This is a genomic window from Megamonas funiformis (assembly GCF_010669225.1).
Classification (GTDB): Bacteria; Bacillota; Negativicutes; order Selenomonadales; family Selenomonadaceae; genus Megamonas; species Megamonas funiformis.
In genome coordinates this window covers 1,045,766-1,071,789 of the sequence record NZ_CP048627.1, presented here as the reverse complement: position 1 = coordinate 1,071,789, position 26,024 = coordinate 1,045,766, and the positions used below count along the sequence as shown (strand labels likewise).

General features: G+C 32.3%; 25 protein-coding genes and 2 riboswitches. Of the genes, 7 read left to right on the top strand and 18 right to left on the bottom strand.

Annotation, left to right across the window (positions count from 1 at the left end):
- Positions 1–58: 58 nt before the first annotated feature.
- Positions 59–165: riboswitch (TPP riboswitch) on the bottom strand.
- A gap of 163 nt (positions 166–328) precedes the next feature.
- Together rplS and lepB are read left to right on the top strand one after the other, a co-directional pair.
- Positions 329–670, top strand: coding sequence for a 50S ribosomal protein L19 (rplS, locus tag GXM21_RS05290; RefSeq protein ID WP_008538128.1), 342 nt, complete (start codon positions 329–331; stop codon positions 668–670).
- Between the two features lie 75 nt (positions 671–745).
- On the top strand, positions 746–1,282 hold the full coding sequence (lepB, locus tag GXM21_RS05285; RefSeq protein ID WP_008538130.1) for a signal peptidase I: 537 nt from the start codon (positions 746–748) through the stop codon (positions 1,280–1,282).
- A 58-nt stretch (positions 1,283–1,340) separates the two neighbouring features.
- Here lepB and GXM21_RS05280 read toward each other — a convergent pair whose 3' ends face one another.
- Positions 1,341–1,853, bottom strand: a complete 513-nt coding sequence (locus tag GXM21_RS05280; protein WP_008538131.1) for a DNA-deoxyinosine glycosylase — start codon at positions 1,851–1,853, stop codon at positions 1,341–1,343.
- A gap of 251 nt (positions 1,854–2,104) precedes the next feature.
- Between GXM21_RS05280 and clpB the strand changes: the two genes are divergently transcribed.
- From clpB to priA, 4 genes are all read left to right on the top strand, one after another.
- Positions 2,105–4,693, top strand: coding sequence for an ATP-dependent chaperone ClpB (gene clpB / locus GXM21_RS05275; protein ID WP_008538132.1), 2,589 nt, complete (start codon positions 2,105–2,107; stop codon positions 4,691–4,693).
- 371 nt (positions 4,694–5,064) lie between these two features.
- Positions 5,065–6,951: a type I glutamate--ammonia ligase gene (locus GXM21_RS05270; RefSeq protein WP_008538133.1), complete on the top strand. Its 1,887-nt coding sequence runs from the start codon at positions 5,065–5,067 to the stop codon at positions 6,949–6,951.
- Positions 6,952–7,091: 140 nt separating this feature from the next.
- A riboswitch (SAM riboswitch) is annotated at positions 7,092–7,196 on the top strand.
- 96 nt (positions 7,197–7,292) lie between these two features.
- On the top strand, positions 7,293–8,477 hold the full coding sequence (gene metK / locus GXM21_RS05265) for a methionine adenosyltransferase (RefSeq protein ID WP_008538134.1): 1,185 nt from the start codon (positions 7,293–7,295) through the stop codon (positions 8,475–8,477).
- Between the two features lie 447 nt (positions 8,478–8,924).
- Positions 8,925–11,351: a primosomal protein N' gene (gene priA, locus GXM21_RS05260; protein WP_008538136.1), complete on the top strand. Its 2,427-nt coding sequence runs from the start codon at positions 8,925–8,927 to the stop codon at positions 11,349–11,351.
- 75 nt (positions 11,352–11,426) lie between these two features.
- Here the strand turns inward: priA and GXM21_RS05255 are convergent, their stop codons facing one another.
- The 17 genes from GXM21_RS05255 to GXM21_RS05175 all read right to left on the bottom strand — a co-directional run bounded on the left by GXM21_RS05255 (position 11,427) and on the right by GXM21_RS05175 (position 25,048).
- Positions 11,427–11,849, bottom strand: coding sequence for a universal stress protein (locus GXM21_RS05255; RefSeq protein ID WP_008538137.1), 423 nt, complete (start codon positions 11,847–11,849; stop codon positions 11,427–11,429).
- A 129-nt stretch (positions 11,850–11,978) separates the two neighbouring features.
- On the bottom strand, positions 11,979–12,719 hold the full coding sequence (recO, locus tag GXM21_RS05250) for a DNA repair protein RecO (protein WP_008538138.1): 741 nt from the start codon (positions 12,717–12,719) through the stop codon (positions 11,979–11,981).
- 26 nt (positions 12,720–12,745) lie between these two features.
- Entirely contained in the window at positions 12,746–13,423 is a 678-nt protein-coding gene (locus GXM21_RS05245; RefSeq protein ID WP_008538140.1) for a DUF502 domain-containing protein, read from the bottom strand.
- A 20-nt stretch (positions 13,424–13,443) separates the two neighbouring features.
- Positions 13,444–14,340: a GTPase Era gene (gene era, locus GXM21_RS05240; RefSeq protein ID WP_008538141.1), complete on the bottom strand. Its 897-nt coding sequence runs from the start codon at positions 14,338–14,340 to the stop codon at positions 13,444–13,446.
- Between the two features lie 15 nt (positions 14,341–14,355).
- Complete coding sequence (gene ybeY, locus GXM21_RS05235; protein WP_008538142.1) at positions 14,356–14,820, bottom strand: rRNA maturation RNase YbeY; 465 nt, start codon at positions 14,818–14,820, stop codon at positions 14,356–14,358.
- A 47-nt stretch (positions 14,821–14,867) separates the two neighbouring features.
- The gene (locus tag GXM21_RS05230; protein ID WP_008538143.1) at positions 14,868–15,881 is read right to left on the bottom strand and encodes a PhoH family protein; all 1,014 of its coding nucleotides are present in this window, start codon (positions 15,879–15,881) and stop codon (positions 14,868–14,870) included.
- A gap of 215 nt (positions 15,882–16,096) precedes the next feature.
- The gene (locus tag GXM21_RS05225) at positions 16,097–16,600 is read right to left on the bottom strand and encodes a hypothetical protein (RefSeq protein ID WP_227152720.1); all 504 of its coding nucleotides are present in this window, start codon (positions 16,598–16,600) and stop codon (positions 16,097–16,099) included.
- Between the two features lie 6 nt (positions 16,601–16,606).
- A complete protein-coding gene (floA, locus tag GXM21_RS05220; RefSeq protein WP_008538145.1) occupies positions 16,607–17,605 on the bottom strand; it encodes a flotillin-like protein FloA in 999 nt (332 codons plus the stop codon).
- Between the two features lie 23 nt (positions 17,606–17,628).
- Positions 17,629–18,261 (bottom strand): NfeD family protein, encoded by a 633-nt coding sequence (locus GXM21_RS05215; protein WP_008538146.1) that lies wholly within the window; start codon positions 18,259–18,261, stop codon positions 17,629–17,631.
- Between the two features lie 123 nt (positions 18,262–18,384).
- Positions 18,385–19,746 carry an MATE family efflux transporter gene (locus GXM21_RS05210; RefSeq protein ID WP_008538147.1) on the bottom strand — a complete coding sequence of 454 codons (1,362 nt, stop codon included), beginning with the start codon at positions 19,744–19,746 and terminating at the stop codon, positions 18,385–18,387.
- Positions 19,747–19,825: 79 nt separating this feature from the next.
- Complete coding sequence (locus tag GXM21_RS05205; RefSeq protein ID WP_008538149.1) at positions 19,826–20,275, bottom strand: GatB/YqeY domain-containing protein; 450 nt, start codon at positions 20,273–20,275, stop codon at positions 19,826–19,828.
- 26 nt (positions 20,276–20,301) lie between these two features.
- Positions 20,302–20,484 carry a 30S ribosomal protein S21 gene (gene rpsU / locus GXM21_RS05200; protein ID WP_008538150.1) on the bottom strand — a complete coding sequence of 61 codons (183 nt, stop codon included), beginning with the start codon at positions 20,482–20,484 and terminating at the stop codon, positions 20,302–20,304.
- A gap of 132 nt (positions 20,485–20,616) precedes the next feature.
- Complete coding sequence (locus GXM21_RS05195; RefSeq protein ID WP_008538151.1) at positions 20,617–20,964, bottom strand: histidine triad nucleotide-binding protein; 348 nt, start codon at positions 20,962–20,964, stop codon at positions 20,617–20,619.
- 167 nt (positions 20,965–21,131) lie between these two features.
- Complete coding sequence (mtaB, locus tag GXM21_RS05190) at positions 21,132–22,433, bottom strand: tRNA (N(6)-L-threonylcarbamoyladenosine(37)-C(2))-methylthiotransferase MtaB (protein ID WP_008538152.1); 1,302 nt, start codon at positions 22,431–22,433, stop codon at positions 21,132–21,134.
- A gap of 127 nt (positions 22,434–22,560) precedes the next feature.
- The gene (locus GXM21_RS05185) at positions 22,561–23,301 is read right to left on the bottom strand and encodes a 16S rRNA (uracil(1498)-N(3))-methyltransferase (protein ID WP_008538153.1); all 741 of its coding nucleotides are present in this window, start codon (positions 23,299–23,301) and stop codon (positions 22,561–22,563) included.
- The gene (gene prmA / locus GXM21_RS05180) at positions 23,298–24,239 is read right to left on the bottom strand and encodes a 50S ribosomal protein L11 methyltransferase (RefSeq protein ID WP_008538154.1); all 942 of its coding nucleotides are present in this window, start codon (positions 24,237–24,239) and stop codon (positions 23,298–23,300) included. Before prmA ends, GXM21_RS05185 begins: the two co-directional genes overlap by 4 nt.
- Positions 24,240–24,358: 119 nt before the next feature.
- Entirely contained in the window at positions 24,359–25,048 is a 690-nt protein-coding gene (locus tag GXM21_RS05175; protein ID WP_008538155.1) for a DUF305 domain-containing protein, read from the bottom strand.
- A gap of 94 nt (positions 25,049–25,142) precedes the next feature.
- On the opposite strand from GXM21_RS05175, the gene GXM21_RS05170 reads away from it, so the two are divergent.
- A complete protein-coding gene (locus tag GXM21_RS05170) occupies positions 25,143–25,964 on the top strand; it encodes a carbon-nitrogen hydrolase family protein (protein WP_008538156.1) in 822 nt (273 codons plus the stop codon).
- The last annotated feature ends 60 nt before the right edge of the window (positions 25,965–26,024 follow it).

Here is a 26,024-nt window from a genome sequence, read left to right as displayed (position 1 = left end):
AAAAATAAAAATATTTAAAAATAAAAAAAGGAAATAGCCATGCCATTTCCTTGAAAATACGTAATCAAACTAATATTTCCCTACGTTGGCATTATCCAAATCAGGTCATAGGTCGAAGTTCACAACTTCCTCTCAGCCTGTCTACAAGCTCCCTTTTTCATATTCTGCCTTTAATATAAATTATCCTAAAATATTTGTCAAACTCTCGAAAAATCTCCAAAAAATATATTGCATAGCCTATTTTTATATGATAAAATAACCTAGTATGCAACAAACGGTCCGCTGTGAGATATTCTTATATGAACGTTTGAATTAAGGAGGAAAAATAATGAATATTATTCAGGCTTTAGAACAGGAACAATTACGTAACGATATCCCTAAATTCATCCCTGGCGATAGCGTTCGCGTACATGTAAAAGTAGTTGAAGGATCCAACGAACGTATTCAGATGTTCGAAGGTGTTGTAATCGCTCGCCAAGGTTCTGGCGTTCGTGAAAACTTCACAGTAAGAAGAATTTCTTATGGTGTTGGTATTGAACGTACTTTCCCAGTACATTCCCCACGCCTTGCAAAAATCGAAGTTACTCGTAGAGGTATTGTTCGTAGAGCAAAACTTTATTATCTTCGTAACCTTACTGGTAAAGCTGCTCGTATTAAAGAAAGACGCTAATATCTTCATAAGAGGGACTGCCTATGGCAAGTCCCTTTTGTTTTATTAGTATGTTCTAGTAGAGGGAGGATTATCATGGCTGATAAAAAAGAGTCATCTTTAGGTAGTGAAATTAAAGATTGGGTTATTTCCATAGCTATCGCTGTTGTCTTAGCCTTATTCATTCGTCATTTTGTAGTAGAATTATATTTAGTTGATGGACCTTCTATGCGTCCGACATTACAAAATCAAGAGCGTTTAGTCGTTAATAAATTTATTTATAATTTACATGACCCTGAACGCGGTGATATCTTGGTATTCCAATATCCAAAAGACCCTAGCCGTGATTTTATCAAACGTGTAATTGCAATTCCTGGAGATACTATTGAAATCAAAGATGGTCATATTTATGTAAATGGGGAATTAAAAAATGAACCATATATCTTAAGCACAACTAGAGGCGATTATCCACTGGCTACTGTACCAGAAGGACATATCTTTGTAATGGGCGATAATCGCAATAATTCCGAAGATAGTCGTTTCGCTGATGTAGGCATGGTACCATTTGATTTAATCAAAGGTAAAGCAATACTCATCTTCTGGCCACTTGATAAATTAAGAACATTACCATGATAATAACGAAAAGGTACCTATGAAATATTTTGTAGGTACCTTTTTTATTTTATAAAATCTATTTATTGTTTATATGTCTAGCTAAAGCTTGTTGCCAAACTTCTTGAAGCATCGGCAAACGAAATTTAGCATTTGCTGGACTTGTAGATGGCAAAGTATAAAAAGTATATGTTTTATCTTTTAAAATATCTTTATTATATTTCTTAAAGCACTGAAAAGATTTTCCGCCATTAAAACAAATAGTCTTTATCTTAGGATATTTAGCAAATAAAGCTTTAAAATCATTTGGCACTTCATCGCAAATAGCACTATCTAAACTACCTTCTCGAATACAAGAATCTATAGAGTCCCATAGCGCAATATGATTTTTTCTCAATAATTCTAGTCGCTCTTGATAAATAGTTGGTATTATTCCTTCATTAAAAAATATAGCCATTAATTTCCAAAATCTATTTTGAGGATGAGCATAATATTGTTGCTGTTCCAAAGATTTCACACTTGGCATTGAACCTAAGATAATAGTTGTACAATTTTCATCAATAGATGGGGCAAATCCTATGAGTCTTTCCATAAATAAAATCACCTCTATCTTATTATAATATAAAGATTTTTAGTATAGATAAAAAATTTTTAAAAATAAATGTCAAAAAGTCAAAATAATGTTTGACAATTTGACTTTTAGCTTTTATAATATGTTTTGTAAGCAAATATGAAACTAAAGTATAACATAAATTATTACTTTAGTATTTATGTTTACTATATTATTGTTTTTATACTATTATTAATCGAAATGTTACTCATCATGACTTGGAGGTATAAATCATGGGTGAAGAAAAATATACACAAAAAGTTTTAGAAGCTATGCAATCTGCACAGCAAGAAGCAGCACTTCGCTATCATCAAGAAATTACATCTGCTCATGTTCTTTCTGCTTTGATTAAAGAACCAGAAGGTTTACTCGCTACTATTTTTGCTGAATGTAGAGTAGATTTACCTATGCTCAAAGCAAAATTAGAACAAATACTCAAAAAAATTCCTAGCGTAAAAGGTCAAAGTCGTTTAGGCATGAGTACAGAAATGGTTCGTGTATTAGGTAGAGCAGCAAAACTCGCTGAAAACATGAACGATGAATATATAAGCACAGAACATTTATTATTAGCTATTGTCAGCGATAGCGATGACGAAATGCAAACATTATGTAGAGAATTTAATCTACATCAAAATAAAATTCAAGCTGTAATCAAATCAGAACGTAAACAAAATGTAAATAGTGATAATCCTGAAAGTGGTTATAAATCACTTGAAAAATACGGTCGTGATTTAACAGCTATGGCAAGAGTTGGTAAGCTCGACCCTGTTATTGGCCGTGATGAAGAAATCCGCCGTACTATCGAAATCTTATCTCGTCGTACTAAAAATAACCCAGTATTAATCGGTGAACCTGGTGTTGGTAAAACTGCTATCGTTGAAGGTTTAGCTCGCCGTATCGTAACAGGTGATGTTCCAGAATCTCTAAAAAATAAAACATTATATTCTCTTGATATGGGCTCATTAATCGCTGGTGCTAAATATCGTGGTGAATTTGAAGAACGTCTAAAATCTGTATTAAATGAAATCTCTAAATCCGATGGACAGATTTTATTATTCATCGATGAAATTCATACTGTAGTAGGTGCTGGCGCAACTGAAGGTGCTATGGACGCTGGTAACTTATTAAAACCAATGTTAGCACGTGGACAACTCCGCTGTATTGGTGCTACTACTTTAAATGAGTACCGTAAATATATTGAAAAAGATACAGCTCTTGAACGTCGTTTCCAACCTGTAATGGTAGGTCAACCATCTGTAGAAGATACTATCTCTATCTTGCGTGGCTTAAAAGAACGTTATGAAGTTCATCACGGTGTAAGAATTCGTGATAATGCACTTGTTTCTGCAGCTGTATTATCTGATAGATATATCTCCGATAGATTTTTACCAGATAAAGCTATCGACTTAGTTGATGAAGCTGCTGCTAAACTTCGTACTGAAATCGAATCTATGCCAGAACCTATTGAAAAATTGCGTCGTAAAATCATGCAATTACAAATAGAAGAAGAAGCATTAAATAAAGAAACTGATGAAGCATCTAAAGAAAAACTTGCTAAACTCATTGATGAAAAAACTAAATTACAAAATGAAGAAAATGAATTAAAAACAAAATGGGATAGAGAAAAACAAGGTATTGTTCGTGTACGTGCTATCAAAAAAGAAATGGATAGTGCCAATACGGAAATGGAAAAAGCTCAACGCAGTGGCGATTATGCCAAAGCTTCTGAAATCAAATACGGTAAATTACCACAACTTCAAAAAGAACTTGAAGAAATGGAAAAAGCTGTTCATGATGAAGAAGGCAATCGTCTCTTAAAAGAAGAAGTATCTGAAGAAGATATTGCCCAAGTAGTAAGTCGTTGGACTGGTATTCCTGTTACTAAAATGCTCACAGGTGAAAGAGAAAAACTCGTGCATTTAGAAGATGTTCTTCATGAACGTGTAGTCGGTCAAGATGAAGCTGTAAAAGCCGTAAGTGAAGCTATTATTCGTGCTCGTGCTGGTATCAAAGACCCTAATCGTCCAATTGGTTCTTTCATTTTCCTCGGCCCTACTGGTGTAGGTAAAACTGAACTTGCAAAAACTTTAGCTGAAAGTCTATTTGATGATGAACGCAGTATTATTCGTATCGATATGAGCGAATATATGGAAAAACATTCTGTAGCTCGTTTAATTGGGGCTCCTCCAGGATATGTTGGCTATGATGAAGGTGGTCAACTCACTGAAGCAGTTCGTCGTCGTCCATATAGCGTAATTTTACTTGATGAAATTGAAAAAGCTCATCGTGATGTATTCAATGTATTATTACAAATCTTAGATGATGGTCGTTTAACTGATGGTAAAGGTAGAGTTGTAAACTTCAAAAATACTGTTATCATTATGACATCAAACTTAGGTAGTCATGAAATCTTAAATCAAGAAGATTTTGCTACAGCTGAAAAATTAGTACGCGATATCTTAAAAGATTATTTCCGTCCTGAATTTTTAAATCGTGTTGATGATATTATCGTATTCAAAGCTTTAACTAAAGAACAAGTACGTCAAATTGCTCGCATCATGCTCGAAAATCTTAATAAACGTCTACAACATCAAGTTAATATTTCACTTTCTTGGTCTGATGAAGCTTTGACTAAACTTGCAGATGAAGGATTTGAACCAAACTTCGGTGCTCGTCCACTTCGTAGATTATTATCTCATACTGTAGAAACTCAATTAAGTAAAGAAATCATCAAAGGTAATATCAAAGAAGGCGACACTGTAGATATTAACGTAAACGGTGAAGAATTCACATTTAATCCAATTCGCAAAATGGAAGCATAAATTTTAACCTAAATAATAGCACTCTAAAATAAGATTAATTTTAGGGTGCTATTTTATTTTTTAGTTAATTAAGAATATCATATTATCGAAAAGTCTTAACAAATTTTAATAAAAAGCCAATGATAAAAATACAATGTTACATTAAAAATAAAAAAATAACTACTAGACAAATACTTTTGAATATGATATTATAAATTTCGTAAAATAGAACAGCAAAGGCAAGGGAGCCATATGAGACATCTGTGCATTAATATATCTATTCAATATATTTTTATTAATAGGTTTTTATGACATTAATGCAGTCAGGTTTGTTTTCATACGGCTTTTTTTAGTTGCTACATAAATTTTGTTAATAAAAGGTGGGTCTTTTAATGAACGATTTATTATATGTTATTCCTGCAAATTCTAAAAAAGAAGATATTATTGCTACATTGAAACAACATCCTGAAATTAAATTTGTTTCTTTAGTAGGTATCGATTTAGCTGGTAATGATACTGATGAAAAAATTCCTATGAGAGTTTTTCTTGAAGATATTGACTCTTTCTATAATGGCTCTGCTGTTCAAACAGATGGTTCTTCTGTAGTATTAACAGGTATTGCTACATTAAATAATGCTAAAGTAGATATGCCAATTGATCCTACTGTTAATTGGTTCGTTGATTACAATATCGAAAGCTATGATGATGAACTCGGTAAACCAGTTGGTACTCTCCGTATTCCTGCAGCTCTTATTCATGATGGCAAAGCTGTAGACTCCCGTTCCATCTTAGCTAACACTTTAACTTATGTAAAAAAAGGTTTATTAGATCTCTTTAAAAATAATGCTAAAATCTCCGGCTTAGAACATATCAATGGCGCAGATGTAAAAGATATCGTATTTACTTCCGCTACTGAACTTGAATTCTGGGTAAAAACTCCACTTAGTGAAGCAGATATCCCTGAAATGTCCGCATCTCAGGTTATGCAAGAACAATATTGGCAACGTACACGCGGTGCTGTTCGTACAGCTCTTGAACAGTGCATGTTAGCTCTTGAAGCTTATGGTCTTTCCCCTGAAATGGGTCATAAAGAAGTTGGTGGTATGAAAGGTCATATGGATACTGATGGTAATATGACTCATGTTTGCGAACAGGTAGAAATTGACTGGAAATTCGCTGATGCACTTCAAGCTGCTGATAATGAACTTGTTGTTCGTATCCTTGTAAAAGAAATCTTCCGTGAAAATGGTCTTGAAGTAAACTTCAAAGCAAAACCTATGATCGGTCTTGCTGGTAATGGTGAACATACTCATTTCGGTATTGGTGCTATCATGAATGATGGTTCTTTCGTAAACTTATTTGCTCCAACTGATATGAAAAAAGACTTCATGAGTGCTGTAGGTTATGGTGCTATCATGGGCTTACTTAAAAACTATGAAGTTATCAACCCATTCGTATCCGCAACTAATGACTCCTTAAATCGTTTAAAACCAGGTTTTGAAGCTCCTGTATGTATTGTTACTTCCTTAGGTCATAAACCAGAAGTTCCATCTCGTAACCGTACAATCTTAGCTGGTCTTATTCGTGATGTTAACAATCCAAAAGCTACTCGTTTTGAACTTCGCGCTTGTAATCCATATACAAACACTTATCTTGTACTTGCTGCTATTTATACATCTATCCTTGATGGTGTTAAATACGCTGTTACTAAAACTACTGCTGAATTACTTGCTGAAATCTCCAAAGATGTAGGTGATGATGCTGGTTACTTAGAAAAAGACCGTGCTTATCGTGCTGAAGATGATGTATTTGAAGATTACACTGAAGAAGAACGTCATCAACGTTTTGGTGTACATCCTGCAACAGTTTGGGAAAACTTCTCTAACTTGAAAAAATATCCTGAAAAACGTGCAGTTTTAACTGAAGGTAAAGCATTCAGCGATAAAATTATTGATGCATTTGTTGAAGGTGAATTAATTCGTTGGAAAACTGAACTTATCAGCCGTATTATTCCTGAAAATCGTATGCTTATCAGCAAATTTAAAGAAATTAAATCTGCATATGTAACTGATGAAGATTCTTACAACTGGAATAAACTCAACCGCATTCGTTATTATCTTGCTAAAGACAGCATCGATAATAAATCCTTATTCACTCAGTTAATCAATGCTTTAAATTCTGGAGATTTTGCTACAGCTTCTAGCTTACAGGTAGAAATGTATGATAAAATGGAAGAATTAAAAGAACTCTATGCAACTTATAGAAACAATATGATTTAATAAAATTCTCCAAGAAGGCTTCTATTTTTAGGAGCCTTCTTATTTATATTTTAGATTAGAATAATAAATTATTTTTATAACAAAGATATTGACAAAAATCTATTTTTTCTATATGATAATGATTAGCAATTATATAGAATAACTCATCAAGAGCAACTGAGGGACTGGCCCAATGACGTTGCGGCAACCATTGAGCATTTATCAAACGGTGCCAAATCCTTTAAGTTTTACTTAGAAGATGAGAGATGGATATAAACTCTCTCGCGTTTAAGTTTAGAGAGTTTTTTTTATGTTATTTTTTAATTGTTAAGATATAAAAAAATATACTAGGAGGTTCCTAAATGTCCAACAAAGTATTATTTACTTCTGAATCTGTTACTGAAGGTCATCCTGATAAAGTAGCAGACCAAATTTCTGATAGCATTTTAGATGCAATTTTAGCCAAAGATCCAAATGGTCGTGTAGCTTGTGAAACTTTCGCTATGACTGGTCAAATCCATGTAGCTGGTGAAATATCCACCGATTGCTATGTAGATATTCCATCTATCGTTCGTGAAACTATCCGCAATATCGGTTATACTCGTGCAAAATTCGGTTTAGACTGCGATACTTGTGGTATTTCTTTATCTATTGATGAACAGTCCCCTGATATTGCTATGGGTGTCGATAAATCTTTAGAAGCAAAAGAAGGCGAAGCAGACAAAACAGATCTTGGTGCTGGTGACCAAGGTATGATGTTCGGTTATGCTACAAATGAAACTCCTGAATATATGCCTCTTCCTATCGCTTTAGCTCATAAACTCGCTCGTCGTCTTACTGAAGTTAGAAAATCTGGTGAACTCTCTTATCTTCGTCCAGATGGTAAAACTCAAGTAACAGTTGTTTATGAAGATGGTAAACCTGTTGCTGTAGATACTATTGTTATCTCTACTCAACATGACCCAGATGTTACTTTAGAACAAATTAAACAAGACCTCATGGAAAAAGTAATTAAACCTGTTGTTCCTGCTGAACTTTTAACAGCTGAAACAAAATATTTCATCAATCCTACTGGTAAATTCGTTATCGGCGGTCCACAAGGTGATACTGGTCTTACTGGTCGTAAAATCATTGTTGATACTTATGGCGGTATGGCTCGTCATGGTGGCGGAGCTTTCTCCGGTAAAGATCCAACAAAAGTAGACCGTTCTGCAGCATATGCGGCTCGTTATGTAGCTAAAAATATCGTAGCTGCTGGTCTTGCTGATAAATGTGAAATCCAATTAGCATACGCTATTGGTGTTGCAAAACCTGTATCTATCAGCATCAATACTTTCGGCACTAATAAAGTAGCTGAAGACGTTATCACAAAACTTGTAAATGATAACTTTGACCTTCGTCCAGCAGGTATCATCAAAGAATTAGACTTACGTCGTCCAATTTACGCTCAAACAGCAGCTTATGGTCATTTCGGTCGTACAGATGTAGATCTTCCTTGGGAACATACTGATAAAGCTGAAACATTAAGAAAACAAGCTGGCTTATAATAATATTATATAAAAAACCTCTGATAAATAATTTATCAGAGGTTTTTCTTTATCTATGACGACCATGTCCAGGTTAAGGTGGCGGAGCAGCCTCTGTTGTATTTGCACTTATGACATAACTAATAGGTGTTGCTAAGAAACATGCCATAGTTAAAATACCAATAGATTTTTTTATTCTGTTTTTTAACATTATAAAATCTCCTTTCAATCTATTTTGCCGAAAAAAACGATAAAAACGAAAATGCTATCGATATTCCCAATATAATTAGCAATAATCTTCTTAATAATGGATTCATAAAAATTCTCCTTCACCTCCTTCACGCAAATTATTTTAATTATAAAATTCTGTAATACATATAAAATATCCTCTCTCATATTTTCTTATTTTCTAAAATTAAATAGATATATTATAATATAAACATATTACTTGATTAGGTACGTGATTATATGAAAAAACTTGCAGATATATATATTAATATTCCCGTTAAAAGTATTGCTAAGGCTTACACTTATATAATTCCTGAGAAATTTGATATTTTAAAAGAAGGTTGTCGTGTTTTAGTACCTTTCGGCAATAGAATTATGGAAGGCTTTATTATTAAAATATACGCAAATAATGAACATAATATAGATATAACTAAATTAAAAGAAATCAAAGATATTATTGATACGGAAGCTTGGTTTACACCTCAAATGTATACTACCGCCAAATGGATGGCTGATTTTTATCTATGTTCTTTAGGCGAAACTATGCGGTTATTTATCCCCGGAAAAAATAGTGTACAAATTCGCCCTATTTTTAATATTAACCAACAAGAATATGATTTATTCCCTAAAAATAAACTATCAGCAATTGAAATATCTTTGCTTGAATATCTTTCTCTACAAAAAAATACTGATTTATTGACTTTACGACATAAATTCAATACAATTGACAATTTATCTTCTTTATTAGATAAACTCATCGCCAAAAAACTAATTATCCGAGATTATACTTATAAAACAAAAGCTAATAAAATTTATATCACTTATGCCTCTTTAAATGTAACAGTTAATGATGATATTTTAGCAACTTTAAAAAATAAACCAGCTCAAAAAAAAGCTCTATTATATTTAGCTAAAATAAAAGAAGCTTCTACTAAAGATTTAGCAAATGAAAAAATCTCTCTACCTACATTAAAAGCACTTGCTGATTTAGACTATATAAAATTAGAAAAGAAACAAATATTGCGAGATAGTTATCATCAAATAACTACTAAACAAAATGCAGATAAAAAACTGACATCAGAGCAAATGACAGCCTTAAAAAATATAGAAATAGCTCAACATCAAGGCAAGCAAAAATTTTTACTATATGGCGTTACAGGTAGTGGCAAAACTCAAATCTATATAGAAATGGCTTTAAAAGCACGTGCTTTAGGTAAACAAGCCCTTATATTAGTTCCTGAAATCGTCCTTACAGGGCAATTAGTAACTTCTTTTAAAGAATATTTTACTGATGATGTCGCTGTTATTCATAGTAGATTATCCGTTGGAGAAAGAAATGATACATTTTGGCGAATTCGCACTAAACAGATAGGTATCATCATTGGAGCTCGTTCAGCATTATTTGCTCCATTTGAAGATTTAGGCTTAATTGTAATGGACGAAGAACATGACTCTTCATATAAGCAAGATGAATCACCTCGATATCACAGTCATGATATCATTGAAAAAATGGCTGAAATTTATCATGCTACTTTAATCATGGGTAGTGCTACACCTTCTTTAGAGAGTTATTACAAAGCGCAAATAGGCGAATATGTTTTATTAAAAATGCCTAATCGAATAGATAACCTACCTTTACCATATATTGAAGGAGTGGACATGCGTGAAGAACTACGCATGGGCAATCGAAAAATTATTTCTTTAAAATTAAAAGAATTAATTGCAGATACTCTAGCTAAAAAAGAACAAATTATCATCATGTTAAATCGCAGAGGTTTTTCCACTTTTGTAATGTGTAGAGCTTGTGGTCATGTTATCAAATGCAAATACTGTGGTTTACCACTTGTTTATCATCGCCGTGGCATCTTACAATGCCATCACTGCGATATCACAGAAACTGTTCCTACTATCTGCCCAAAATGTAATAGTAAATATATTAAATTTTTCGGCTCAGGAACAGAAAAACTTGAAGAAGAATTATCCACTTTATTTCCTCAAGCTAGAATAATTCGCTTAGATAGAGATACTACTGGCAAAAAATTCGCTCATTTAGATATCTTAAAGCAATTTAAAGCTGGTCTATATGATATTTTATTAGGTACACAAATGGTCGCTAAAGGTCATGATATACCTACTGTAACAGCTGTTGGCATCATAAGTGCAGATTCTAGCCTAAATTTACCAGATTTTAGAGCAGGAGAACGTTGTTTTGGTTTAATAACTCAAACGGCTGGTCGTGCTGGTAGAAAAAATAAACGTGGACAAGTAATCGTACAAACGTATAATTTAGAACATTATGCTGTACAATGCGGTATTCAACAAGATTATAATCATTTTTATAATGAAGAAATTTTATTGCGTAAAGCTATGTATTATCCGCCTTTCTGTCAACTCATAAAATTAATAATTCAAGACGAAAATGAAGAAAATGCTTTAACTAAAGCACAAAATTTAAAAAAACTCATCAAAAATAAATTCCAAGATAATAAAAATATTATTGTCATGGGCCCTGCTCCATCTTTAATCGCAAATTTCAAAGGAATGTATCGCTTTAATTTACTATTAAAAACAAATGATTTAAATACCTTACGAAATTATTTGCGTGAATGTAAAGTAGATATTGATAAAAATATAACAGTGGATATTAACCCTATTAATACAAATTAAATTCAACATAAAATAAAAACCCCAATAACTAGAATGTACTAATTATTGGGGTTAGTTTTTTAATTAATATTTATATCATTTTACAATCAAAACTGGGCATTCGGCATGTTCTAACACATATTTACTTACGCTACCAAGCAATACACCTCGTACAAGACCTAAACCTCTACTACCCATAACAATCAAATCTGCAGAAATTTCTTTTTCATAATCTCTAATTGCTTCAGCTGGGTCTCCAGTTCTATATGCACAAACAATTTTCATTCCTTCTGGGAACAATTCTTTTGCTGCATTTAAAATGCGTTGACCTGCTTTTTCAATTTCAATCAATACGTTACCAGATAAATAAGCATTAATTGCTAACTTATTAATATCTGCTACATATAAAATATGAACTTCTGCTTCATTAAAGCGATTAATTTTTATAGCCTGTTGCATAGCACGTTCAGCAATTTCAGAGCTATCGATTGGAACTAAAATACGTTTTACGTTATCCATAACCAAACCCTCCTTGGTGCCTTGATTATAATATATTTTCAAGTTATTTTATATTAATTATATTCTGCATATATAGCTAAAAATCCTGCTTTTTTGAATAAATTTTGCAAATATTTTTATAAAATTTATTTACGATAAACTTGTAACTTGCTTAATAAAAGTAAGTGATTTAAAAGGCTTGCCAATTAAGGATTGTATATAATCTAATAGAATTTTTTCAGCATTTATCAAATCAATACCTTTTACTTGAAATTTAGGTGGATTATCCCAATCTAAATGTAAAAGATGCTCTATAAATAATCTTACTGAAGCTGGATAATTTATCTGCTTTCCTTGACTGCAAGATGTGCAGATTGCTCCACCTTGCATTGCATCAAAATGACAATCGCCTTCAATTTTACTTCCACATAATGCACACTGACTATAATGAAGTTGACAGCCAGTATATTCAAAAATCTGATAAGCACTAGCCAAAGCACAAATACGAGGATTAAATTTTGTTAGACAAGGCAAAATCTTTAATAATTTTTCATAAATCTCTGCTTGTGGTTCATCTTCACTACATAATTCTTTAGCTAATTCTGCAATAAAAGAAGCATATGCCATTGCCGTCAAATCCTCATATAAATCAGAAAAAAATCCTTTATGTTCACATTGGCGAACTGTATCCATTTTTTCACCTTTAGATAATTGAATATCTAACCATGAAAATGGCTGCATAGATGCTGCTAATGGACTTTTAGGACGTCTACAACCATATGCTGCTGCTGTTATTTTTCCATAAGTAGGTGATAAAAGAGTAACGATTTTATCTGCGTTACCCCAATTTTTTACACCTAAAACTAATACTTCTGTTGTATAAATAGCCATATTAGTTTATTTTCCCTTTTAATATTTTACTTATTTTCAACAGAATCCATATTTTTTTCTTGTTGAGCTTTTTCCATTTTTTCCTTAACTTCTTGTATTTTTGCTAAATCTGCTTTTACATCAGCACCTGGCATTACACCACCAGCTGTCAATATATATTGAAAAGCATCTTCTACAGAGATATCCACATAAATTATATCTTTTTTAGGTACAAATACATTAAATCCAGAAGTCATATTTAAACTCCATGGTAAAAATACAGATTCATATTCTTCATCTTTACTTAAATATGGAGCAAGTAATGATGATGGTTTTGGCATTAAAAATCCAATAGTTTTTACATTTGGATGTGGATAAGGAATTAAAACGACTTGACTAAACATCGTTTTTGATTCAAATAACATTGTAGAAACACGCTTAACACTATTGTAAATAAATTTTACAACTGGAATTTTATCTACTACTGTTTCAAAATAGCTGATAATTCGCTGAGAAGCCCATGACCAAGTTGATGTTATCCAGCCAGCAACTAAAATAACGATAATTAATAAGGCTACACCTGCACCTGGAAATTTAAGTGGTATATAACTTTCTACTATACCTTCTACTAAGGCAAATACTGTAGCAATTACAAAGTAAGTTATAACAATTGGTACTAATACTATAAGCCCATTAATAAAATAATGTGATAATCTATTCATCATGTTAAGCACGTCTTCCTTTATCAATCTCTAAAACCTAATTCACGAAGCACATTACTGCGGTCGCGCCAATCTTTTTTGACTTTTACCCACAAATCTAAATAAGTTTTAGAGCCAAGCATTGTCTCGATATCTTTGCGAGCTAATGCCCCTATTTCTTTTAATAATGCACCACGTTTACCAATGACAATTCCCTTTTGTGATTCACGTTCAACATAGATAGTTGCACGAATATAAACTTTATCATTAGCACGGGATTTCATTTCCTCAATATCTACAGCTATAGCATGGGGTATTTCATCACGAGTCAAATGAAGTACCTTTTCACGTATCATTTCCGCAGCTATCAAACGTTCTGGTTGGTCAGTTACTGTATCCGCTGGATAATACTGTGGCCCTTCTGGTAAATATTTATTTAATTCTGCAAGTAAACTATCCAAATTCATTTTTTCTTTAGCAGAAATTGGCACTACACCTGCAAAATCGTATGCTTTTGTATATTTTTCAATTATCGGCAATACGGATTGTCTATCAATTAAATCTAATTTATTTACAATCAAAATAACTGGTTTTTTTGTAGCTTGCAAACGTTCCATAATGTAACGTTCACCACCACCTAAATCTTCAGTAGCATCAACCACAAATAAAATAGCGTCAACTTCTTTTAATGTGCCTTCTGCTGCTTTTACCATATATTCACCTAATTTATGCAAAGGTTTATGAATACCTGGCGTATCTAAGAAAATTACTTGTTCATTATCTGTAGTCAATACACACATAATTTTATTGCGTGTAGTCTGTGGTTTATCAGACATTATCGCTATTTTCTGTCCAATAAGACTGTTTATCAATGTAGATTTTCCTACATTTGGTCTACCAATAACTGCTACAAAACCTGATTTAAAATGTTTATTCTCCAAAAAATTAACTCCTTTTTAATCTCTACTTATTCCTAATTGTTCCATAACAAAATCTTCTTCTTTTCGCATTTCTACACGGTCAGCTTCTTCTATATGGTCATATCCCAATAAATGAAGCATACCATGAACTGTCAAAAATGCTATTTCACGACGAACACTATGACCATAATCGCCAGCTTGTTCTATCGCTTTTTCTACAGAAATAATAATATCACCTAACATATTTACAGGAATTTCTCCTTCAATATTAGGCTCATCACCTTCATTCAAAGCAAAAGATATTACATCTGTTGGTCTATCCACTTTTCTATATTCACGATTTATTTCATGAATATGTTCATTATCTGTAAGCGTAATGCTCACTTCTGCATTATCTAAAGCATATAATTGACCAACTTTTTCTACAGCTTCTTTCACTGTATCACTTAATTTTTCATCTATTTCAAGATTTTCAGGTAAATTGCTTAAAATTATTTCCATAATAAAATCTCCCATTTAGTAAATTAATTTTGCTATTTATTACTTTATCAACTATGTTTATAGAAATTCTTATCTTTATTCTCACTAGGCGGATTAGCAGCTTCATAAGCATCATAAGCTCTAATAATTCGTGCAACTACATCATGACGAATAACATCTCTATCATCAAAATGTATCACAGAAATACCTTCTAATCCATCTAATATTTTTGTCGCCTGTGTCAAACCTGAGCCACTACCTCTTGGCAAATCAATCTGACTCAAATCGCCATTTACTACCATTTTTGAGCCAAAACCTAAACGAGTTAAAAACATTTTCATCTGTCTAGGTGTAGTATTTTGAGCTTCATCTAAGATGACAAAAGCTCTTTCTAATGTGCGACCACGCATATATGCAAGCGGTGCTATTTCAATGATATTTCTAGCTAATAATTTTTGATAAGCTTCTAAACCTAAAATATCTTGTAATGCATCATATAGCGGTCTTAAATATGGATCGATTTTTTCTTGTAAATCACCAGGTAAAAAGCCCAAACGTTCTCCTGCTTCAACTGCTGGACGAGTCAAAATAAGTTTATCTACTTCATTATTGCGAAGTGCCATAACAGCCATGACTACAGCTAAATAAGTTTTCCCTGTACCAGCTGGACCTAAACCAAAAGTTATGCTATGACGACGAATAGCATCAATATAAATTTTCTGTCCAATAGTCTTTGGTCGAACGCATTTTCCTCTTGAAGTAACAGTCAATACATCTGTGAATAAAGATTTTAATTCATTAGATTGACCTGCTTTAACCAGTTTTATACTATATCTAACCTCATGCATTGTAAGCTTTGTACCTTGTCTATACAATAAAAGCAAAGCTTCAATAACTTGACTGGCAGCATTTACTTCTCCTTCTTCACCATTGATTGATAAATCTGTACCTCTACCAATAATACGACAGGCAAAACTATCATTTAAAACTCGCAAAAATTCATCATTTTCACCAAGAATACCAATTGTTTCTGCTCTGTCTTGAAAAGGTATTTTTATTTCTGCAAAATTTGGCAAAAGCATTCGCCCTCCATTATTTTTAAAGTAATAGTCATATTCTCATTATAACATATTCATTCTATAGTGCTAAATCTTTTTACCAAAAAATTACTTAAAGACTCTTTATTCAACTTTTATGAAAATCAATCCTTTTCTATTATAAATTATATAAATAAAAAAAGCTATAACCATTATAAAATTTTATTTTTCTTAAAATTACTAATGATTATAGCTTTATTTTAATCTTTATGAATTACGCGTTTTATACCAAATCGCTTTAAATATTGCAGTGATTTTGGTTGTTCTAAAACTTGAGCATACGTTATTGCTTTTATTATATGCTCTTTTTCAATATCTATTTGTATTTTTTTATCCTTATCTACAGCTTTTATCTCTGTTTGTTGAATAAAATCTTTTGCCTGTAGATTAGTTCTATTTTGCTTTAATTTTTCTTGATATCTATTTTGCAAATCCTGTTCATATTTATCGATATATTGTGCTAAATCATTTATTTTTTCTTGTTGTAAATCATTTGCCACAATTTCAATATTATCATTATTCACCTTTGGCTTTGCCATCATATAATCAAGATTTCTTTTTCTATTTTGTCTTGGTGGTGGATTATCATATATATCAGGAAATTCTTGTTTTTGTTTCTTTTTTTGCTCTCTACGTTTTTGACCAGTATAGATATTTATTATCATAAAAAACAAAAAGAGCAGAAAAGGTGCTAATCCTTCCATGATAAATTATTTTATTGGTACTTGTCCTTGTGGGACTGTACTATCTCCTGTTTTACTTATTGCTTCTCGCATTTGCGTATCAGCATTGATATTATTTAAATTATAATAATCCATTACACCGAGTTTACCTTCACGAAGAGCTTTTGCTAATGCATGTGGAACTTCTGATTGAGCTTCAACTACACGAGCTTCCATTTCTTGCGTATATGCTTTCATTTCCTGTTCTTTAGCCACAGCCATAGCACGTCTTTCTTCAGCTTTTGCTTGAGCTATACGTTTATCAGCTTCTGCTTGGTCTGTCTGAAGTTCTGCACCGATATTTCTGCCTACATCAACATCGGCTATATCAATGGATAAAATTTCAAAAGCAGTTCCTGCGTCCAAGCCTTTGCCAAGTACAGTTTTAGATATATCATCTGGATTAGCAAGTACATCTGTATGAGCTTCTGAAGAACCAACTGATGTTACTATCCCTTCACCAACACGAGCAATAATTGTAGGCTCACCAGCACCACCGACTAATCTATCAATATTAGCTCGAACTGTAACCCTTGCTTTAATTTTTAATTCAATACCATTTCTAGCCACAGCAGATACAACAGGTGTTTCAATGACTTTTGGATTTACGCTCATTTGTACAGCTTCTAATACATCACGACCTGCAAGGTCAATAGCTGCACTGCGTTCAAACGGAAGTGGTATTTGCGCTCTATGAGCAGCAATAAGTGCATCGACTACTTTATCCACATTACCACCAGCTAAATAATGTGCTTCAAGTTGATTTACATTGACATTTAATCCTGCTTTATTTGCCTTGATTAGTGGCAATACAATTTTTTGTGGCGGAACTCTACGCATTCTCATACCAACTAATGTAAATATACCTACATGAACATTTGATGCTAATGCTGAAATCCACAATCCTATAGGTACAAAATGCAAAAATAACATAATCGCCACAATGACAATTACTACGATAAAACCAGAACCGATAATCGCTTCCATGATTAATCCTCCTTAAATTTATTTTAGATTTTACGTACAATAATACGCATACCTTCAATTTTTACTACACGAATCTTTTCGCCTTTACTGATATAACTACCTTCAGATACAACATCTAATACATCATCATCGATTTTCACACTTCCAGAAGGTCTTAGTTCTGTCAAAACAATCCCTTCTTTATGCAAATATCTTGAATAATCTACGCTACTTACATAACCTTCTTCACTAGAAGATGTCTTTGTCAAAATTATTTTACGCCAGAGCTTACTTGTAGGTAATTTTTTTATTATCAATGCAAAAATTATTATCGCAATAACAAAAGAAATTGCCATCATCAACATAGCATCAATATCGCCACCCATAGCTAAAATCAAACTATATAATATAGCTACTACTCCAAGTCCTGCAAGTAATCCTATTGTTGGGGTTAATATTTCAATTATGATAAAAATAATCCCCACAATAAATATTGCAATCTGATATAAACTGACTAAACCTTTCACATAACTACTGCCAAAAAATACGCCAGCTGCTATAATGCCTAGTAATGCTCCTATACCTGTACCTCCTGTTTTTATCTCTACTAAAATTGCTAGAAATATCACACTCAAAAGCAATGATTGCAATATACTTGAATCTATAATAAAGTCCATATTATCACTTCCTTTTATTTTTCTATTCAGCAATATAAATAATATATTCGACAATATCTCATAATAAACCTTTTTATAAAAAAATAAGTAATCTAAACAATAGTTTAAATTACTTATTCTTACTTATTTATTTAATTTTCCTAATCGTCTCCATACAACCATCATCATAGTAGAAAAACATGCTATACCGCCCACAAAATTTGAAATCATTTCAGCATAAAAGACTCCATATACACCTAAGTCCCATAAATTTGGTAAAAAAATCGTCAATGGGATAACTAAAATGACTTTACGAAACAGCGAAAAAAACGTTGCATATTTTCCCATGCCTAACGATATAAACGTTGTCTGTCCAGCAGATTGAAAAGCCATCATAAAAAATCCTAAAAAATATATATGTAATGCTGGTACGCCAAGCAATAACATTTCTTCTTCACTATTAAATAGATGAATAAAAAATTCTGGGAAAAAATCTAATATGCACCAAGCGATACTTGTATATAATAGCGCTATCTTTGTCAAAAATTTTATGCCCTGCCTTACACGTAAATATTGCCCTGCACCATAATTGTAGCTGATAACAGGTTGAGCACCTGAGCGAATGCCTTCTATTGTCATTTGCAAAACATCACGTATAGAATTTAGTACGGTCATTATGCCTACATAAATATTTCCGCCCCAAAATAACAATACATTATTGCAGACAATCTGCACTAAACTTCCTGTAGTGGCAAAAACAAAGCCTGAAAATCCTAAAGAAACAATTTCTTTTATCAATTTAAAATCTAATTTCATGCAAGATTTTTTAATGCGATAAATTGCCTTATCACTAAATAAAAAATGCAATACCCATGATGCTGAAATAAATTGTGCAATAACAGTAGCGATAGCAGCGCCTTTTATACCTAAATCTAAACCAAAGATAAAAATAGGGTCTAAAATAATATTGATTATCGCACCAATTAATATAGTGAGCATTCCTTTTTTGGCAAAACCTTGAGCATTAATAAAAGTATTCATGCCTAATCCTACCATTACAAAAATACTTCCCCAAATATAAATAGAGAAATATTCATTAGCATAAGGATATGTTTCATCACTTGCCCCAAATAAATATAATAAGGACTTTTTCATCACTAAACCAATAATTATCAAAATACAACTACAGATAATCAACATGGCAAAAGAATTACCTATTATTTTTTCTGCCCGTTCATCATCGCCTCTACCTCTAGCGATAGAACAAAGTGGTGCTCCACCCATACCAAATAAATTAGTAACTGCTGTAACTAACATAATAATAGGAAAAGTAATTCCTAATCCTGTCAAAGCTAAAGTAGAATTTTGTGCCAAATGCCCTATGTACATTCTATCTACAAGACTATATAAAACATTTATCAACTGTGCTATGGTCATAGGAATAGCTAAACTCATAATATTATATGCCATACTATTTTTAGTAAAATCATTTTGTTTTTCTTGCATATCCCTTCACCTACACCTAATAAATTTATATAAAAAAACAGATAAGACCACTATCTAGTAATCTTATCTGTTTTCATAATTAACCTAGTAATTCTTTGACGATGGTATTAACCATTTTTCCGTCAGCGCGTCCTTTAACTTTAGGCATGAGCTGTCCCATGACTTTACCCATATCTTTAGGAGTTGTTGCATTAGTAGCAGCAATTGCTTCTTTAACCAACGCTCTAACTTCTTCTTCTGATAACTGTTCTGGTAAATATGGCATTAAAACGGCAATTTCAGCTTCAGTCTGTGCGACTAAATCTTCACGACCGCCTTTTTTAAATTCATCTATAGAATCTTTACGCATTTTTACTTCTTTGCTAATAAGTGCAATTATATCGTTATCATCAAGTTCTTTTTGACCATCAATTTCACTCTGACGAATAGCTGAACGAACCATGCGGATAACAGCAAGTTTCTGTTTTCCATCTTCTTTGGCTTTCATAGCAGCTTTCATGTCGTCCATTAACTGGGCTTTAAGTGACATATGAATTACCTCCGTTTGTGAGCTAATTAAGCTCTGTATCTGCGTTTTCTAGCAGCTTCTGATTTCTTTTTGCGTTTTACGCTTGGTTTTTCATAATGCTCACGTTTTCTAACTTCAGCTAAAGTACCAGCTTTCTGGCAAGTACGTTTAAATCTACGGAGAGCGCTATCAATTGTTTCGTTTTTACCAACTTTGATTTCAGATGACATTTATATTTCCCTCCCCTCCACCTAACACGGGAGTGTTGTACTTAATAATCATACCCAAATATTATACCTTGCTTATAAGTGCATTGTCAACCATAACCTGCAATTATATACAAATTTGATATGATTTTTTTATCAGCCTGGTGGCCATTGCATAGAGCGACCGCCAAGTAGGTGGAAATGAAGGTGCTGAACTGTTTGGCCACCCTCTTCCCCTGTATTTGCTACAGTACGGAAGCCAGTTTCTGCAATATTCAATTTTTTAGCAAGCATAGGAATTACTTCACAAGTGATATGTGCTAAAAGTTCTTTATCTTCAGCAGTTGTTGCAAGAAGACTAGCAATATGTTTTTTAGGAATAACTAATACATGAACAGGAGCTTGTGGCTCTAAATCATTAAAAGCAATGACCATGTCATCTTCATATACAGCTTGAGTTGGAATTTCTTTATTTGCTATTTTACAAAAAATACAATCTGACATATAAGGCACCTCCTTTTATAGTTTAATTAGTATAGAATTGATATATCAAATAAATATTTAATATATACCTAGTTTAAATAAATTTACTTAAACTTTAATACTAACTCTATAACTTTATATATATTCGTTATAAAATTAGTAAAATCCTTTTTTTATTTAGACAAATTTTAAATTAATTCACCTAAAATACCATCTTTAAATAATTTAACTAATTTTACAAGGCGAATATCACCAGAAGTTATTTCTCCATCATTTTTAATATATACTCTTATATAATTTGAAGTTAAACCTTCCATATATCCATCTTGTTCTTGTTCAAATAAAACTTCTAATTCGCGTCCTAAAAATCTTTGATAGAACTCCACTGCTGATTGTTCTGCCATCTTTTGCATCAAATGAACTCTTTGTTTTTTCACTGCTTCATCAATTTGATTTGTCATTTTAGCAGCTGGAGTACCTGCTCGTTTAGAATAAGGGAATACATGCATTTTCATAAATCCCATAGATTTAGCAAATTCCAAAGATTTTTGGAATAATTCATCTGTTTCTCCAGGGAAACCAACAATGATATCTGTAGAAATAGCAATATCTGGAACTTCACGGCGAATGTTTTCTATCAATCTAGCAAATTCCTCAGTAGTATAATGGCGGTTCATCGCTTTTAAAATCTCATCGCTACCTGCTTGTAGTGGCAAATGTAAATGCTTAGTAAAGCGTTTATGAGTCTTCACTAATTCCAATAATCTAGGAGATATTTCAATAGACTCTAAAGAACCTAGTCGCAATCTTTTTAAATTTTCATTAGCTAAGCAAATTTCTACAGCATCGCTTAAAGAAATATTTTCACCTTTAAAATCTCTACCATAAGCACCTAAATGAATACCAGTAAATACTATTTCATGGAAATTTTCTTCTACTAATTGGTCTACTGCTGTTTTTATACTTTCCAATTTACGTGAACGAATAGGCCCTCTAGTATATGGAATAATACAATATGAACAGAAATTACAACAACCATCTTGAATTTTTAAGAAGGCTCTTGTGCGATGTGGTGTACCATAAAGAGGGATATCTTCGAATTCATGCATATGCATAACATCATTTACTTCATTAAATAAACCATCTTCACGAGCTGCTTTTTCCACCAAATCAACTATTTTATCGCGCTGTTTAGTACCGATTACTACGCGAACACCTTCAATTTTACTGATTTCATCAGAAGCAATCTGTGCATAGCACCCTGTTACAGCTATGATAGCATTATCATTTAAACGATTTGCTCTACGAATTAATTGACGAGATTTGCGCTCACCTAAATGAGTAACAGAACAAGTATTTATAATATAAAAATCAGCAGGCTCAGAAAAATCCACTATTTCATAGCCACGATTACGAAATAGACCTTCCATAATTTCTGTTTCTACTTGATTAACTTTACAACCAAGTGTTGTTAATGCAACTTTTGGCAAAATTTCACATCCTCAATTAAAATAAAACTAAAAAACTACTAATATAAAATTAGTATAACTAAATTACAGTTTCCTATAAGATAGTTATACTAAACAAAAATCTTTAATATTAAATCTAAATCAAAAATTAATAAATGCCACCTAAATCGCCTTTTTCATACATGACGATAGTAAGTGCTGCAATTGATGCAGTTTCAGCTCGCAAAATACGTTTTCCCATAGATATACTTTTAAATCCAGCATCTTTGCATAATTGCACTTCTTCTGGAGCAAAACCACCTTCAGGACCAATCAAGATAAGATACTTTTTACTATCCGCTGATTGTAACATCTCTTTAAAGCTTTGCTCATCTTCTGCTTCATAGCAAATAAAACGAGTATAATCCGCATAATCTTTTGCTAATTGCTCTAAACTCACAATAGCTTCAACTGTCGGCTTTATTGTTCTACCGCACTGTTTTACTGCTTCATCAGCGATTTTCTGCCATTTTTGTTGACGAGCTAATTTTTTCTTATCATCATATTTCACTACACAATGACGGCTAACTACAGGAACAACACTTGATGCTCCTAATTCCACCGCTTTTTGCACGATAAATTCCATTTTATCGCCTTTAGGTAAACATTGTGCAACGACTACTTCTATAGGTGCTTCTGTATCAGCATCTTCTATATACTGCAATAATTTTAATTGCACTGTATCACTCGTACAAGAGATTACTTTTGCTTGTGCTACTTTACTTTCTCTATCAACAATAGTAAAAACTTGCTCAGGTCTTACTCTCATAGCATAAAGAAGATGTTTTGCATCATCGCCTTTAATCGTGATATCTTCACTTAGACATTCATCTATAAATAAACGTCTCATTGCATATCTTCCTTACGACGGAAAATAATTGCAGCCCAACCAGCTTTTTCATTCATTTTTTCTACCATAAAGCCATGTTCTTCAGCAGCTTTAGTAACATCTGCTATACGGTCAGCAATTATACCACTTGTCAAAATAGCACCATGCTGATTTAAATAATTATCCACATCATTAAACATGCGAATAATAATGTCTGCTATAATATTAGCTATGATTAAGTCAGCTTTGCCATTCATATTTTTTAATAAATCGCTTTGGAAAATCTTAATATTTTCACATTCATGATTTTTTTCGATGTTTTCTCTGGCAACATCAACTGCCACATTATCATAATCTGCAGCCTCGATATCTTTTGCTCCTAATTTGGAAGCAGCAATTGCTAAAATACCACTACCTGTACCAACATCGAAAACTTTCATTTCTGGTTTTACATATTCTTCTAATAATTGAATGCACATAGATGTTGTAGCATGTGTACCTGTACCAAATGCCATACCAGGGTCTAATTCAATTACTATATCATTATCTAATGGAGTGTATTCTTCCCAAGATGGCTTTACTACAATTTTTTCACCAATGCGTTCTGGATGGAAAAATTGCTTCCAATTATTAGCCCAATCTTCATCTTGGATTTCACTGCAATTAATCACGCCTGAACCCTTATCTAAAAATTGGCTCATTTCATCAATATGCAAACGCAACTGTTCTAATTTACTTGGTAAATCCTCATCAGTAGGAAGCCATGCTTTCACTGTAACAACTTCTGTTTCTTCAGCAAGCGGTATATCTGTATAATCCCAAGCTCCAGAATGAATATAAGTATTCACAAGTTCTGGGTCTTCAATTAATACACCAGATGCTCCAAGTTCATGAAAAATCTCTGCTACAGCTTCAGTAGCCTCATGTGAAGTTTGAATGCTAATTTCAGCCCATTTCACAGGTAAATTCCTCCTTAAATAAATACTAAATCAAAACACATAAAGATTATTATACGTTTTGCTTTGACAAATGTAAACCATTCATTATAAAAAATATATTTAATTTACATTCTCATTTATTATAAACCTTGCTCTATTAATTTATCAAATTGTTTTATTTCTTTTGCTTGGTCTTTAATGATATTTTTAGCAATTTTTCTTATTTGCGGATTTTTTGTATATGCTAAAATCTGTTTACTAGCTTCTAGCGCACCTTCATGATGATATTTCATTGCCAAAACAAAAGTATAATCTGCTGTTTTTTTATCGCGAGTTCTAGTTACAGCAATCATTTTATTCATCATTTCCGCCATATTTTCTTTTTCTTTAGCCACAAATTCAGCATAAGCTTTTTCACTTAAATTACTATTGCTAAAATCTCCATTAGCTAAAAGCTCATTGAAATCTTCAATTTCTTTTGTCTGTGTCTTTATAATATTACGAGCTATTGCTTTTACTTCTTCATTACTGCCATATTCTAAAATTAATTTTGCAGAATCTATTGCACCTTGATGATGTGGTATCATATTAGCGATAAAATCTTTATCCACATTGCCACTTTGTACAAATTCTTCATTCATCATCGGCATATGCATACTATCTACAATTTCATTATTGATTAATGGGTCAAAATTTAGACGATTTGTCTGCGTATTTATATTCATATCATGATGTCCATGATAATCGTGATAATGTGCATTTGCCACACCAAAACTATTTACACTACTAATAATTGACGCACAAGTTATAGCTAAAATTATTTTTTTCATTTTTCAACCCTCTTATCATTTAATATTTCATAGTGAAATTATATGATTTGGCTTTATAATTGTCAATATAACAATAATATTCTTGGAGGTATCTATGCTTAATATTTTACAATTACAAATAAAAGTCTTATCTTCAAAGGAACAAACATTAAATTACATTGAAGCTTATCTCAAAAAATTTCTTCATCTTCAGCCTGATATTGTAACCTTACCAGAAATGTTTAACTGCCCTTATAATAATAAATCTTTTCCTTTATATGCTGAATTCGAAGGAGATATTACTTACAAATTTTGTCAAAATCTAGCTAAAAAATACAATATCTATTTAAGTGCAGGCTCCATTCCTGAAAAAGATGCCCAAAATCATTTATTTAATACAGCTTATGTTTTTGATAATAATGGTAATTGCATCGCTAAGCATCGCAAAATGCATTTATTCGATATTGATGTGAAAAATAGTCAACACTTTAAAGAATCAGATACTTTATCTGCTGGCAATAATATCACTGTTTTTGATACAAAATGGGGCAAAATGGGATTGTGCATTTGTTATGATTTCCGCTTCCCTGAACTCGCTCGATTAATGGTAGATTTAGGAGCAAAAATTATCCTTGTTCCCGCTGCTTTCAATATGACCACAGGCCCACTTCATTGGGAATTATTATTCCAAAGTCGTGCTGTAGATAATCAAGTATTCACCATTGGTACAGCTCCTGCTAGAAATTTAAATGCTTCTTATCATTCTTATGGTCATAGCATTATTGTTTCACCATGGGGAAAAATTTTAAATCAAGCAGATTTTGAAGAAACAGCTTTATTTACAACTATAAATTTAAATGAAATTAATCTCGTTCGTGAACAGATACCACTTTTAAGACATCGTCGTTTAGATATCTATGAATTAACACAAAAATAAAACTTATAAACTTGCACAAAATAAAAAAATAAGTTAAAATATCTCCTTGTTATAAAAATT

Excerpts from the sequence above, each read along its gene's own strand:
- GXM21_RS05210 (WP_008538147.1), bottom strand. The coding sequence starts at position 19,746 with ATGCAAGAAAAACAAAATGATTTTACTAAAAATAGTATGGCATATAAT.
- GXM21_RS05225 (WP_227152720.1), bottom strand. The coding sequence starts at position 16,600 with ATGGAAGGATTAGCACCTTTTCTGCTCTTTTTGTTTTTTATGATAATA.
- rplS (WP_008538128.1), top strand. The coding sequence starts at position 329 with ATGAATATTATTCAGGCTTTAGAACAGGAACAATTACGTAACGATATC.
- GXM21_RS05175 (WP_008538155.1), bottom strand. The coding sequence starts at position 25,048 with ATGAAAAAAATAATTTTAGCTATAACTTGTGCGTCAATTATTAGTAGT.
- recO (WP_008538138.1), bottom strand. The coding sequence starts at position 12,719 with ATGGCTATTTATACAACAGAAGTATTAGTTTTAGGTGTAAAAAATTGG.
- GXM21_RS05215 (WP_008538146.1), bottom strand. The coding sequence starts at position 18,261 with ATGGACTTTATTATAGATTCAAGTATATTGCAATCATTGCTTTTGAGT.
- clpB (WP_008538132.1), top strand. The coding sequence starts at position 2,105 with ATGGGTGAAGAAAAATATACACAAAAAGTTTTAGAAGCTATGCAATCT.
- GXM21_RS05205 (WP_008538149.1), bottom strand. The coding sequence starts at position 20,275 with ATGTCACTTAAAGCCCAGTTAATGGACGACATGAAAGCTGCTATGAAA.
- GXM21_RS05195 (WP_008538151.1), bottom strand. The coding sequence starts at position 20,964 with ATGTCAGATTGTATTTTTTGTAAAATAGCAAATAAAGAAATTCCAACT.
- GXM21_RS05255 (WP_008538137.1), bottom strand. The coding sequence starts at position 11,849 with ATGGATAACGTAAAACGTATTTTAGTTCCAATCGATAGCTCTGAAATT.
- GXM21_RS05280 (WP_008538131.1), bottom strand. The coding sequence starts at position 1,853 with ATGGAAAGACTCATAGGATTTGCCCCATCTATTGATGAAAATTGTACA.
- priA (WP_008538136.1), top strand. The coding sequence starts at position 8,925 with ATGAAAAAACTTGCAGATATATATATTAATATTCCCGTTAAAAGTATT.
- GXM21_RS05230 (WP_008538143.1), bottom strand. The coding sequence starts at position 15,881 with ATGCTTTTGCCAAATTTTGCAGAAATAAAAATACCTTTTCAAGACAGA.
- rpsU (WP_008538150.1), bottom strand. The coding sequence starts at position 20,484 with ATGTCATCTGAAATCAAAGTTGGTAAAAACGAAACAATTGATAGCGCT.
- GXM21_RS05170 (WP_008538156.1), top strand. The coding sequence starts at position 25,143 with ATGCTTAATATTTTACAATTACAAATAAAAGTCTTATCTTCAAAGGAA.
- metK (WP_008538134.1), top strand. The coding sequence starts at position 7,293 with ATGTCCAACAAAGTATTATTTACTTCTGAATCTGTTACTGAAGGTCAT.
- lepB (WP_008538130.1), top strand. The coding sequence starts at position 746 with ATGGCTGATAAAAAAGAGTCATCTTTAGGTAGTGAAATTAAAGATTGG.
- floA (WP_008538145.1), bottom strand. The coding sequence starts at position 17,605 with ATGGAAGCGATTATCGGTTCTGGTTTTATCGTAGTAATTGTCATTGTG.
- GXM21_RS05270 (WP_008538133.1), top strand. The coding sequence starts at position 5,065 with ATGAACGATTTATTATATGTTATTCCTGCAAATTCTAAAAAAGAAGAT.
- ybeY (WP_008538142.1), bottom strand. The coding sequence starts at position 14,820 with ATGGAAATAATTTTAAGCAATTTACCTGAAAATCTTGAAATAGATGAA.
- GXM21_RS05185 (WP_008538153.1), bottom strand. The coding sequence starts at position 23,301 with ATGAGACGTTTATTTATAGATGAATGTCTAAGTGAAGATATCACGATT.
- GXM21_RS05245 (WP_008538140.1), bottom strand. The coding sequence starts at position 13,423 with ATGATGAATAGATTATCACATTATTTTATTAATGGGCTTATAGTATTA.